We start from the raw sequence: 11,978 nt of genomic DNA, 5'->3' as shown, positions 1-11,978 counted from the left end.
CCGGGTCGCACGGACCTACCCAATCAGCGCGGCCGCGACAAGCCTCACGCGCGCCTCGGCAGGCAAGAGCGGCCTGCCTTGGACCCCTTCAGGAGTGTTACCGCCCGCTCAGGACGCCGCGCTCTCGGCTTCGTCCTCGTCGGCCTTCGCCGCCTTCTTCTTCTCGATGAGGCGCACCAGGAACACCGAGACCTCGTAGAGCAACAGCGTCGGCGCCGCGAGCGCGATCTGGCTGACAACGTCCGGCGGCGTCAGCACCGCCGCGGCGACGAACACGCCGACGATGGCGTAGCGGCGGAACTTCTTGAGCTGGTCGGAGGTCACCACGCCGATCTGCGCCAGCAGCGTCAGGATGACGGGCAGCTGGAAGCAGATGCCGAAGGCGAAGATCAGGGTCATGATCAGCGACAGATATTCGCTGACCTGCGGCAGCATGGAGATTTCCGGCGAATCCGGCCCCGCCATCTGCTGCATCGAGAGGAAGTAGGTCATCGCCAGTGGCATGGCGACGAAATAGACAAAGCTTGCCCCAATCAGGAAGCACACCGGCGTCGCGATCAGATAGGGACGGAAGGCACCGCGTTCATGCTTGTAGAGCCCCGGCGCCACGAACATGTAGATCTGCGTCGCCACCACCGGGAAGGAGATGAACGCCGCCCCGAACATGCCGAGCTTGATCTGCGTGAACAGGAATTCCTGCGGCGCCGTGTAGATGAGCTTCACATGCTCCGTACCGCCAGCGGCGAATTCATACGGCCAGAGCAGGACGTTGTAGATCACCTTGCCCAGCATGAAGCAGACGAAAAACGCGACCAGAAAGGCGAGCACGGACTTGATCAGCCGCGAGCGCAGCTCGATCAGATGCTCGATCAGCGGCGCCTTGCTGGCGTCGATATCCTCCTGGCTCATGCCGCCGGCCCTTCCTTGCCTTTGGTCGACGGGGCGGCCGGGGCCTCATCCGACACGGTCTTCTTCACCCGCGGTTTGCGGGGCGCCTTCGCCGCGCTCGGCGGCGTTGTATCGTCGAGGGAAGCGACAGCCTCCGCGACTTCAGGCTCGGCCGGCAACGCCTTGACACGCGGCGCGCGCTTGGGCTTCGCGGGCACCTCGGCCGAGGCACTGGCCTCCGAGGCGGGGGATTTCGTTGCACGGGCCCGCTTGGGCTTCGCCGGCGCCGTCGCGGCAGGCTCGGTCGTCGCCGTCTTGCCGACGGCCGCTTCGGGCCTGTCGTCCAGCTTTGCGGCCGCCGCCTTTACCTCCTGCTCGACATCCTCGAACGCGTAAGGCTCCAGCTCGCTCGGCTCGGGCAATAGCGAGCCCGGCCCGGGCGCGGGCAGGTCTGCCCGCTCCACCGGCTGGTTGGCGTTCTTCAGCTCATCATCGATGTCGTGAAGAGGGTTGCTCGGCAGCGCGCCGGAAATGCTCTTCTGCGCGTCGGTGGCGAAGCCGCTGATCTCGCTCTTCAGGCCGGAGATACCGTCCTTGAGATCGCTCAGCTCCGCCTCGCGAAGTGCCTCGTTGAACTGCCCCTGAAACTCGCCGGCCATGCGGCGCAGCTTGCCCACGGACTGCCCAAGGGTGCGCAGCACACGCGGCAATTCCTTCGGCCCGATCACGATAAGCGCGATGATGCCGACCACCAGTAACTCGGACCAGCCAATATCAAACATAGGTTATGACAGGGCCGCGCAAAAGCGACCCTTCCCGATCCTTAGGACCCCGAAGATCGGGAATCAGCCAACCTTGGTGCGCTCGGCTTCAGTGGTCTGCTGGTGATCGATGTTACGCAGCGGCTCCGCAGGCTTGGCGGGCGGCGTCTCGTCGTCATCGGCCATGCCCTTCTTGAAGGCCTTGATGCCCTTCGCAGCATCACCCATCAGCTCCGACAGCTTGCCGCGGCCGAAGAGGAGGAGCACGACCACCAGCACTATGATCCAATGCCAGATGCTCAACGAACCCATTATTCAAACTCCCTTATCGAAGCGCCGCCGGCCCCTCGCGGCCGCGCATCGCAAAACAGAACCCGGACACTAGGGCCGGGCCGCCGCGAAGACAAGAACCTCTGCCGGATCTATGTGCACGCCTACGTCATGGCCGCGTGACAGACCTGCGGTCGTCCGGCGACGTGCGACCAATGGACGGTCCACACCCTCCACCGCGACCTCATACAGATCAAGTTCGCCAAGGAATCGGTGGCTCACGACCCGGCCCGGCACGCCCGTGCCCGGCGCCCGCAGCTCCACCCCCTGTGGGCGGATCGCGGCCACCGCATCCTGCCCGTCATCCATTCCCGGCGCATCGAAGGCGCCGAGCGGCGTGATGACACGGCCCGAGCCGACAACGCCATCCACTTCGTTGATTTCGCAAAAGAAACGGGCGGCGGCGATGTCCGCCGGGTGACGGTAGATCTCTTCGGGAGTGCCGATCTGCACGATCTCGCCCTGACGCATCAGTGCGATGCGATCGCCCAGCCGCATCGCCTCCTCCGGGTCGTGGGTGACGATGATGCAGGTCGCGCGCGCATCGCGCAGAACCTTCAGCGTATCCGCACGCACACTTCCGCGCAGGCGACTGTCGAGCCCGGAGAACGGTTCGTCCATAAGGAGAATGCCGGGGCGCGGCACGAGCGCGCGGGCAAGCGCGACACGCTGTTGTTCACCCCCTGACAGCGCATGGGGATAGTCCTGCGCGTAATGCTCCAGCCGCACCCGCCGGAGCGCGCGCAGTGCCTCCTCACGGGCCTCCGTCGCACTCAGCGCCCGCAAACCGAAGGACACGTTCTCCAGATTGGTGAGGTGGGGAAACAGCGCGTAGTCCTGAAACACCAGCCCGATATTGCGCTTTTCCGGAGGAACGAACCCTTCCGGTCCTGCCACCACGTGGCGGTCGAGCCGGATGCTCCCGCTGCTCGGGCGCTCGATGCCGGCGATCAGCCGCAGAAGCGTGGTCTTGCCGCAGCCTGATTGGCCCAGAAGGCACAGGATCTCGCCCGGCTCGACAACCAGCGAGACGCCGCGCACCGCCTCCACCGTCCCATAGCCATGGCGCACATCTTCAAGGATGAGACGGCTGGCCAGCGAGACCGGGGTTCGGGAGGGCGGGTGCTGCATGTGGCTCTTTCATCGTCGTGAATCGGACGCCGACACGCCTTCACTCCTCCGTGTCCTCGTCCGTTTCCGGCTCGGGCGCGAAGGAAAGGTTGAACTCGGGCTCCAGCGGATCCTCGTCGTCCTTCAGCGTCGTGTCGTCGTTCGGCAGCGGCACCGTTAGGCCAGCCGATACCCGCGCGTCAATCAGCCCGGTTCCGCGCAGCTCCTCCAGGCCCGGCAGGTCGCCGATGGCATCGAGGCCGAAATGCACCAGGAACAGCTCGGTGGTGCCGTAGGTCACCGGGCGCCCCGGACTGCGTCGACGCCCGCGCATGCGCACCCACCCCGATTCCAGGAGCACGTCGAGCGTGCCCTTGCTGGTGGAGACGCCGCGGATCTCTTCGATCTCCGCCCGCGTTGTCGGCTGGTGATAGGCAATGATCGCCAGCGTCTCAAGCGCCGCGCGCGAAAGCCGGCGTGGCTCCGGCTTGTCACGGGCGAGCAGGAAGCCGAGATCGGGCGCGGTGCGCAACATCCATTTGCCGGCCACGCGCACTAGGTTCACCCCACGCGGGGCATAGTCGGCCGACAGTTCGGCGAGCAGAGCGCGAAGATCCGCCCCCTCGGGCAGCCGGGAAGCAAGCGTTGCTTCATCCAGCGGCTCACCGGCCGCGAACAGCATCGCCTCCAGCAGGCGAAGCGCCGGCGTCCGGACAGCATGCGCCGCGTTTTCCGGTGCGGAAGGGAAAGGCGACGCCGCGCGCGCCGCATCGGCACTCATCGGCCCTCCCCGTCCGAAGCCGCCGCGCCGCGGCTCCGGATCCAGATCGGCGCGAACGGTTCGTCCTGCTGCACGTCGATCAGGCCCTCGCGCACCATTTCGAGGCTGGCCGAGAAGCCGGAAGCGAGCGCCGTCGCACGCATCTTCGGATCGGCCATCCAGTTGAGCAGGAAGCCGTCCAGCCGCGCCCAGTCACCGACAAGCCCCAGCCGGCCGATCAGCCGCTCCAGCCGCTCGCGGGCATCGGCCAGCGAGAGCACGTTGCGCGGGGCGAAACGTACCTGCGACAGGGCCATCTTCTGGCGCTGCGCGCCATAGGCGGCGAGAAGTTCGTAGAGGGTCGCCTCATAAACCTGTGGCCCGTCCCGGCGCAGCGGCTCCGGTGCCCCGCGCCCGAACACTTCGTGACCTATGCGGTCACGCGTCGCCAGATGCGCGGCGGCGGCACGGATCCGCTCCAACCGGCGCAGACGCTCGGTCAGGTCGGCCGCGAGGTCGGCCGCGCTCGGCCCCTCCTCCTTGGCCGGCTCAGGAAGCAGCAGACGCGATTTGAGATAGGCCAGCCAGGCCGCCATGACGAGATAGTCGGCCGCCAGCTCCAGCCTTATGCGCCGCGCCGCCTCGACGAAGACGAGATATTGCTCCGCAAGCTCAAGGATCGAGATCCGCGACAGGTCGACCTTCTGCGTGCGGGCAAGCGCCAGCAGCAGATCGAGCGGGCCTTCGAAGCCGTCGACGTCGACCACCAGCGCGGGCTCGCCCTTCTCTCGGAGGGCGTCCGCCTCGAAAGCGAATTGGCTTTGTTCCATGGCAGATCGCGGCTGGTGTTCAGGAAACCGCGATCATATCCGAAAAATGAGCGCGCGCCTGCGCTTGTTCGATTTTCTCGGGTCGGACGAGCTGTTCCAGCGCGGCCTCGCAGCGTCGCGCCGCCTCGCCAGCCAGAAGCGGAGACCGCGAAGCGACCGCGCGCATCTCTTCGATATCGCCATTGCAGTGCAGGGCAAGGTCGCAGCCGGCCGCAAACGACGCCTCCGCCCGGCTCGCCAGAGAGCCGGCAAGTGCGCCCATGGAGAGATCATCGCTCATCAACGCGCCGTCGAAGCCGATAAAGCCGCGAATGATCTCATCGATCACCCGGCGGGAGGTCGTCGCGGGCTGGTCGGCATCGATCGCGGCATAGACCACATGGGCGGTCATGCCGAGCGGCAGGTCGTTGAGCCGGCGGAACGCCTCGAAATCCGTGGCTTCCAAAACCGGACGCGAAGTCTCCACCACCGGAAGGCTCAAATGGCTGTCGGCGCGTGCCCGTCCATGGCCGGGAATGTGCTTGAGCACGGGCAGGACGCCCCCGCTCATCATCCCGTCCGCGGCCGCCCGCGCCAGCAGCGCGACACGCTCCGGCGTCTCACCATAGGCGCGGTCACCAATGATGCCGTGCCCTTCGGGCAAACGAAGATCCGCGCAGGGCACGCAATCGACGGTGATGCCCAGCGCGGCGAGATCGTCCGCCATCAGCCGCGCACCGAGCCTCGCCGCCTCGACTGCCCGTGCCTCCTCGCCAGCTTCGGCAAGGGCGGCAAAGACACCGGCGGGCGGATAGGCCGGCCAGTGCGGCGGCCCGAGACGCTGGACGCGTCCGCCCTCCTGATCGATCAGGACAGGCGCGTCCGAACGGCCAACATGCTCACGAAACGCCGCGACCAGAGCCGCCACCTGCTCGGGTGTCTCCACATTGCGGCGGAACAGGATAAGCCCCCAGGGGCGCGTCTCGCGCAGGAACTCCGCTTCCTGCGCGGACAGGCGGGTGCCGGCACAGCCGGTAATGAAGGCGCGAGGCGCCGTGCTGGTATTCATCGGATCCAGCCAGCGATCAGTTGCGCTGGACCATGCAGTCGCCACCTTCCGCCCTCAGGGCCTGGCAGAGATTGTTGGCCTGGTCCCGATCGGAGAAGTTGCCGACCTGCGTGCGGTAATAAATGCCGCGATCGCCCAGATCCGCCCGGCGGATGGCCACCTGCTGGTTGCCGAGCACGCCGGGATACTTCGCCTGCATCGCCTTCCATGTCGCCTGCGCTTCAGCCTCGGACCGCACGGAGGCGATCTGCACCACATAGGCGCCCGCCGGAGCCGGAGCCGACGTTGCCGCCGGAGCGGAGGAAGCCGCCGGCATCGGGTTGGCCGCAAGCCGCGTCGGCGGCAGCGGCACATTCGGCACGATCGACGGAGTGTTGGATATCGGCGTCGGATCGGTGGAGACAGGCGCGCCCGAACCGGGGCTGAGCGGGATGGGCGTCGACGCCGTCGGCTGAACCGAGGAAGAAGCCGCGGACGAACTCCCGCTGGGCATCGGCGAGGGCGAAGAGTCTTCAACGATGGTGCCATCCGCACGAACGGTCAGCGTGCGTACGCGCTTGGGCTCGGTCACGGCGTCCGTCGCGGAGGTGGAAGGAGCCGCGCTGGTCGGCGCGGCGCCCGGCGCGGTCTGAATCACACGCGGCTGGGGCTGCGCCGCCTGAGACATATCGACCGGCTGCTCCTCGCTGGAGACAACCTTCTCATTGCCCGTGGTCGGGCTGCCGCCGACACGGTCATAGATCAGCTTCTGGCCCTCGCCGGCCTGATCCGGCGTGGGCTGGGCCGGAACGACCTTGTTCGGGCCTTGGTCGGCGCGAATGACCGGCGGCTCGCCGGAAGCGGTCGAGGAACCGCCGGAACCCGACATGTAGGCGTAGACGCCCGCCGTCGCCACGACGGCAACGACCACGAGGCCGCCAATCATGACCAGGCGGCCCTTGCCGCGACGCGGCGGCGCCTCGTCAGGCTCGATCTCATACGTCTGATCGACGCCTTCCTGTGGCTCGTAGCTGTCACCTTCCAGCGCCGAACGGCCATAATCATAGGCATCGTCAGCGACGTCGAAGTCAGGTGCCGGCTTGGCTGGTGCACGGGCTTGCGGCGTCGCCTGCGGCCTGGCCTCCGCTCGCGCGGCCGGTGCCGGGTCAGCGGCACCACGTGCCATCCAGGCCGGCAGCGGGCGCTCGGGCGCCTTCGGCTCCGTGCGATACGCATCGGCGCGGGGCTCGGGATGACCCAGCTCGTCGCCAAGATCGAACGGCTCCGATAGCGCGCGCGAAATCGCGTCGGCCGCACCATCGGAAACCGTGGAACGCTCAAACCCGCGCGAAGCTGGCGGTGTGGGCGCGCGCATGGCCGGCTCGGTCGGACGCGGGCGCGGCGGCAGGAAAGGCGCCTGCTCGGCCGCCGGCGCAGGACGAGGCTCGGGCGCGCGCGGCTCGGGCGCACGCGGCGCCGGGGCGGCCGGACGCTCGGTCCGCAGACTGCGGCTGAGATCGCGCGCCGTGTCCTCCAGCGACGAGCGTTCGGAACGCGGCAATGGCGCGCGGACCGGGGCCTCGGCGCGTGGCTCGGTTCGAAGTTCGGCCGCGAGCCCGGAAAAGGGATTGGGCGCCGCCGGACGGCTGGGGGGCGGCGTTGCCGGACGCGGGGCCGGGGCGGCCGGACGAGGCGGCAGCGGGGCGCGCGGCGGCGCAGAAGGAGCCGGCGCGGCAGGGCGCGGGCGCACGGGAGCAGCCCCCGGCACACCGGCACCTTGCGGTACGGGTGCCTGCGGCTTGCGCAGAATCTCGGCGAACTCGTCTTCCTGGCCCATCAGTCGGGCGAGTTCGGCAAGCGGGTCCTCGGCTGGGGAGTCCTGCCGATTACGCATCGTATCGTTGCCCATTTCACCGAACCTGTTCGCTGCGTCTCGAAACCTCGCCCCGGGGGAGGCGGCGGTACGGCGGTGGCGGGCGCGGAAAACCGCGCGGCACGCTCACCGCATTTCTTCGGGAGCACCAACTCCGAGGATGGAAAGTCCTGAAGCGATGATCAGCGCGACGGCATGAACCAATGCCAACCGCGCATAAGTCGACTTTCGATCATCTTCGATAATGAAGCGTAAATGAGGCATGTCTTTGCCGCGATTCCACTGCGCATGCAGCGCGCTGGCGAGATCGTAGAGGTAGAACGCGACCCGGTGCGGCTCGCGGGCGAGCGCTGCCTGCTCGATCAGCCGCGGATAGTTGGCAATCAGCTTCGCGATCGCGACTTCCCCTTCGTCGCTCAGCAGCGTCAGATCCGAATCGGCGAAGCCGGCGGCATCGGGTGGCAGGTCGGCGAAAGCCTCACCTGCGTTCCGCAGGATCGAGCGCGCCCGGGCATGGGCGTACTGCACATAGAAGACCGGGTTGTCCTTGCTCTGCTCGATCACCTTGGCGAGGTCGAAGTCGAGCACCGCATCGTTCTTGCGGTTGACCATCATGAAGCGCACGGCATCGCGGCCGACCTCGTCGACCACTTCACGCAGGGTCACGAAGTCACCGGCCCGCTTGGACATTTTCACCGGCTCGCCGTGGCGCAGCAGCCGTACCAGCTGGCACAGCTCGACATCCAGGCTCGCCTGCCCGTCGCTCGCGGCCTTGACGGCGGCCTGCATGCGTTTGACGTAGCCGCCATGGTCGGCCCCCCACACGTCGATCATGTGGGAAAAGCCGCGATCGTACTTGTCCTTGTGATAGGCGATGTCGGCGGCGAAATAGGTATAGGCGCCATCGGACTTCACCAGCGGACGATCGACATCGTCGCCGAACCGCGTGGCTCGGAACAGTGTCTGCTCGCGATCCTCCCAGTCCTCCGGGAGCTGGCCCTTGGGTGGCGCCAGACGCCCCTCATAGATCAGGTCGCGCGCGCGCAGGTCCGCCAGCAGCCGGTCGATGATGCTCGACGCCCCGCCGGAGCGCTCGTGCAGCGTGCGCTCGGAGAAGAACACGTCGTGATGGATGTTCAGCGCGGCGAGATCGTTGCGGATCATCACCATCATCGAATCGATGGCGATGTTCCGAACCAGCGGAAGCCATTCCGCCTCGTCTTTTTCGAGCAGCGTCTTGCCGTATTTGGCGACGAGATCGCGGCCGACCGGCTTGAGATAGTCGCCGGGATAAAGCCCCTCCGGAATGCTGATGGTTTCGCCCAGAGCCTCCCGGTAGCGAATGAACGCCGAGCGGGCGAGCACATCGACCTGCGCCCCGGCATCGTTGATGTAGTACTCGCGCGTCACCTTCCAGCCGGCAAAGGCCATCAGGTTCGCCAGCGCATCGCCGAACACGGCGCCCCGACAATGGCCGACATGCATCGGCCCGGTCGGGTTGGCCGAGACATACTCGACGTTCATCGCCCTGCCGGCGCCGATGTCGGCGCCGCCGAAGCCGAGCCCCTGGTCAAGCACGGCAGAGATGACCTGCGGCCAGTATGAGCCGTCCAGCGCGATGTTGATGAAGCCGGGCCCCGCCACATCGACCCTGTCGACGCCGGCGACGGCGCCAAGCTTGCCAGCGATCTTTTCGGCGAGGTCGCGCGGCTTCATGCCCGCTTCCTTGGCCAGCACCATCGCCGCGTTGGTCGCCAGGTCACCATGGCTCGCATCACGCGGTGGCTCGACGACGACGCGCGTCACATCGAGATCCGTCGGCAGCACGCCTTCTCGGGCGAGTTCGCCCACGGCGGCGCGAACGTGATCGGCGAAAGTCGCGAACAGATTCATCTGCAGAAGCTCCCGGCACGGCAGGCCTCAAAGGGCCGCTGCCGCTACCGCAGTTCCGGTGCCCTGTCAAAGAGCCGCGCATATTCCGCCAACGCATAGCGGTCGGTCTGCCCGGCGAGAAAATCGGCAATCCGACGCGCGCGCGCATCCTCTGTCCGCCCCTGCACACTGGCACGCCATTCGGCGGGAAGGGCATCGAGGTCAGCCATGTAGCGGGTGAACAGCGCGCGCACCACCACGCCCGCCCGTTCCATGTCGCGCACCACTCGCGGATGGCGATACATCCGCGGAAACAGAAACGCCTTGATCGCCCTCTCGGCTTCCGCAAAGGGCGCCGAGAAGCCCACCACCGCCCCGCCGTGGCGGCGGATATCGTCCGCGGTGCCCGGCGCCGCGACGATGATCCGACGGCGGGATTCGCGCACGACATCGTCGATCAACGCGGTGATCATCCGCCGGCCGACCTCATGGATGAACCGCGAGGTGTCGAGATCGGGCCAGCCCACCGCGATATCGGCGATGATGTCCCCCACCAGCGGAAGATCGGCGATCTCCCTCACCGTGAACAGTTCGGCCCGCAGCCCGTCGTCGAGGTCGTGAACGTCATAGGCGATGTCGTCGGCGATGGCCGCGACCTGCGCTTCCGCGCCCGGCCAGCTCCACAGCCACAGATCCTGCTTTTCCGCATGCACGGCGATGGCATGGGGAAGCGGGCCGGTGAGCGGCCCGTTGTGCTTTACGATCCCCTCCAGCGTCTCCCAGGAAAGATTGAGACCGTCAAAGGCTGGATAGCGGCTCTCCAGCCGCGTCACGACCCGCAGAGACTGAGCGTTGTGATCGAAGCCGCCATAGGCGCTCATGCAGGCATCCAGCACGCGCTCGCCAGCATGGGCGAAGGGTGGATGACCGAGATCATGGGCCAGAGCCAGCGCTTCGGCGAGGTCCTCGTCGAGTCCGAGCGCGCGCGCCAGCGAACGCGCGACCTGCACCACCTCCAGCGTGTGGGTCAGGCGGGTCCGGTAATGATCGCCCTCGTGATACGAAAAAACCTGCGTCTTGTAGGCAAGCCGCCGGAACGCCGAAGAATGGATGATGCGATCAGCATCGCGACGGAACGCGCTGCGTCCATCGCCCTCCGGCTCGGGGACGAGTCGGCCCCGGCTCTCCTCCGCTTTCGACGCCCACGCCGCGCGCGGCTCGGCTCCGGCCACCGCCATGCGCGGGTCTCCCTTGCAGAACGCCCCTTTGACTCGGGGCCGGCAGCACTTAACTATTCAGGCAAGTCACATTCAACCCGCAGAGTTGCAACCTGAAGGCCCGCGACATGAGCGCAAGCACACTAGGCGCCAGCATCTTGAGCGCAAGCCCGACCGCTTCGCACCCGGCGGCGGCCGCGACGCCGCTGGCCGTTGGCGTTACTCCCAGCGCCATCAAGCGCATTGCGCAGATTCTCTCGACCGAAACGCCCGACAGCCTGCTGCGCGTCAGCGTGGAAGGTGGCGGCTGCTCCGGCTTCCAGTACAAGTTCGACATAACCCGCGAACGCGAGGCCGATGATGTGCTGATCGACGAAGGCGGGGCCCGCATTGTCATCGATCCGGTCTCGCTCGAATATATGTCGGGCTCACATATCGACTTCGTCGACGACCTGATGGGCGCCGCGTTCAAGATCGAGAACCCCACGCGACCGCATCGTGCGGATGCGGCACCAGCTTCGCGCTGTGACAGGGCCGATCGGCGTCCTGTGCGCAATTCCACAGGAATTTGCCTTTCTGGCTGACAATCTCGATCACGCCGAGTCTTCCAGCGCCGCTGGCATGTCTTTTCATGCCGGCCGTCTGGATGGCCATAAGGTCGTGCTGGCGCAGGCCGGTATGGGCAAAGTGAATGCGGCCATAGCCGCTACCTTGCTGATTGAGCGATTTGGTTGCCGGCTGGTGTTGTTTTCCGGGATTGCGGGCGGGCTCGATCCATCGCTCACGATCGGCGACGTGGTGGTCGCCGATCACGTGGTCCAGCACGATGCCGGTTACACCACGGCGGAGGGTTTCACCGTCTACCAGCCCGGCCACCTGCCCTTCTTCAGTCCGCATGAAGAGCTTGGCCACACCGCCGACCCGGCGGTGATGGTGCGTGTGCGTGCCGTTCTCTCTGATCTGGAACTCAGCCCCCTCACCGCCGGCGACCCCGCACGGCCGCCACGTCTGCTTTTCGGCCGGGTGCTTACCGGCGACCAGTTCGTCGCCTCTGAAGCGCTGCGCGAGCGACTGTTCCGCGAACTGGGTGGGCTGGCAGTGGAGATGGAAGGCGCCGCCATGGCGCAGGCCTGCGCCGCCTTCGGTGTGCCCTGGCTTGTGGTGCGCGCGCTGTCCGACCTCGCCGGGCACGAATCCCACTTCGATTTCCGCCAGTTCGTGGACGAGGTGGCGCTTTCCTCCGCGCTCATCGTGCGCCGGCTGCTGCCTGTGCTGTAGAGTGCCGGCGAATCCTTCACCGAGCATCCCGC

Annotated in this window: 11 protein-coding genes and 1 pseudogene; 2 read left to right on the top strand and 10 right to left on the bottom strand. The window is 66.9% G+C overall.

Annotated elements, in window-relative coordinates; genetic code table 11:
- Positions 1-108: 108 nt before the first annotated feature.
- The 10 genes from tatC to G3A50_RS19385 all read right to left on the bottom strand — a co-directional run bounded on the left by tatC (position 109) and on the right by G3A50_RS19385 (position 10,689).
- Positions 109-909, bottom strand: a complete 801-nt coding sequence (gene tatC / locus G3A50_RS19430) for a twin-arginine translocase subunit TatC (protein ID WP_163076772.1) — start codon at positions 907-909, stop codon at positions 109-111.
- The gene (gene tatB, locus G3A50_RS19425; RefSeq protein ID WP_163076771.1) at positions 906-1,670 is read right to left on the bottom strand and encodes a Sec-independent protein translocase protein TatB; all 765 of its coding nucleotides are present in this window, start codon (positions 1,668-1,670) and stop codon (positions 906-908) included. The genes tatC and tatB overlap by 4 nt, the downstream gene beginning before the upstream one ends.
- Before the next feature lie 63 nt (positions 1,671-1,733).
- Positions 1,734-1,961, bottom strand: coding sequence for a twin-arginine translocase TatA/TatE family subunit (locus G3A50_RS19420; RefSeq protein ID WP_163076770.1), 228 nt, complete (start codon positions 1,959-1,961; stop codon positions 1,734-1,736).
- Positions 1,962-2,030: 69 nt separating this feature from the next.
- A complete protein-coding gene (locus G3A50_RS19415) occupies positions 2,031-3,110 on the bottom strand; it encodes an ABC transporter ATP-binding protein (protein ID WP_163076769.1) in 1,080 nt (359 codons plus the stop codon).
- Positions 3,111-3,150: 40 nt separating this feature from the next.
- Positions 3,151-3,870 carry an SMC-Scp complex subunit ScpB gene (scpB, locus tag G3A50_RS19410; protein ID WP_163076768.1) on the bottom strand — a complete coding sequence of 240 codons (720 nt, stop codon included), beginning with the start codon at positions 3,868-3,870 and terminating at the stop codon, positions 3,151-3,153.
- A complete protein-coding gene (locus G3A50_RS19405) occupies positions 3,867-4,679 on the bottom strand; it encodes a segregation and condensation protein A (RefSeq protein ID WP_163076767.1) in 813 nt (270 codons plus the stop codon). Before G3A50_RS19405 ends, scpB begins: the two co-directional genes overlap by 4 nt.
- Before the next feature lie 19 nt (positions 4,680-4,698).
- The gene (gene nagZ / locus G3A50_RS19400) at positions 4,699-5,727 is read right to left on the bottom strand and encodes a beta-N-acetylhexosaminidase (protein WP_163076766.1); all 1,029 of its coding nucleotides are present in this window, start codon (positions 5,725-5,727) and stop codon (positions 4,699-4,701) included.
- Positions 5,728-5,743: 16 nt separating this feature from the next.
- The gene (locus G3A50_RS19395; protein ID WP_246251903.1) at positions 5,744-7,600 is read right to left on the bottom strand and encodes an SPOR domain-containing protein; all 1,857 of its coding nucleotides are present in this window, start codon (positions 7,598-7,600) and stop codon (positions 5,744-5,746) included.
- 105 nt (positions 7,601-7,705) lie between these two features.
- Positions 7,706-9,472: an arginine--tRNA ligase gene (gene argS, locus G3A50_RS19390; RefSeq protein ID WP_163076764.1), complete on the bottom strand. Its 1,767-nt coding sequence runs from the start codon at positions 9,470-9,472 to the stop codon at positions 7,706-7,708.
- A 44-nt stretch (positions 9,473-9,516) separates the two neighbouring features.
- The gene (locus G3A50_RS19385; RefSeq protein ID WP_163076763.1) at positions 9,517-10,689 is read right to left on the bottom strand and encodes a deoxyguanosinetriphosphate triphosphohydrolase; all 1,173 of its coding nucleotides are present in this window, start codon (positions 10,687-10,689) and stop codon (positions 9,517-9,519) included.
- A gap of 107 nt (positions 10,690-10,796) precedes the next feature.
- Here G3A50_RS19385 and G3A50_RS19380 point away from each other — a divergent pair.
- A pseudogene (locus G3A50_RS19380) lies at positions 10,797-11,197 on the top strand (HesB/IscA family protein).
- Positions 11,173-11,946: a 5'-methylthioadenosine/adenosylhomocysteine nucleosidase gene (locus tag G3A50_RS19375; RefSeq protein WP_163076762.1), complete on the top strand. Its 774-nt coding sequence runs from the start codon at positions 11,173-11,175 to the stop codon at positions 11,944-11,946. The pseudogene G3A50_RS19380 and the gene G3A50_RS19375 overlap by 25 nt, the downstream one beginning before the upstream one ends.
- Positions 11,947-11,978 lie beyond the last annotated feature (32 nt).

Origin of the sequence: Ancylobacter pratisalsi, from assembly GCF_010669125.1 — a bacterium.
In the GTDB taxonomy this organism is placed as follows: Bacteria; Pseudomonadota; Alphaproteobacteria; order Rhizobiales; family Xanthobacteraceae; genus Ancylobacter; species Ancylobacter pratisalsi.
Note: the sequence above shows the minus strand (reverse complement) of the source record. Positions and strands in the feature narration are given on the sequence as shown.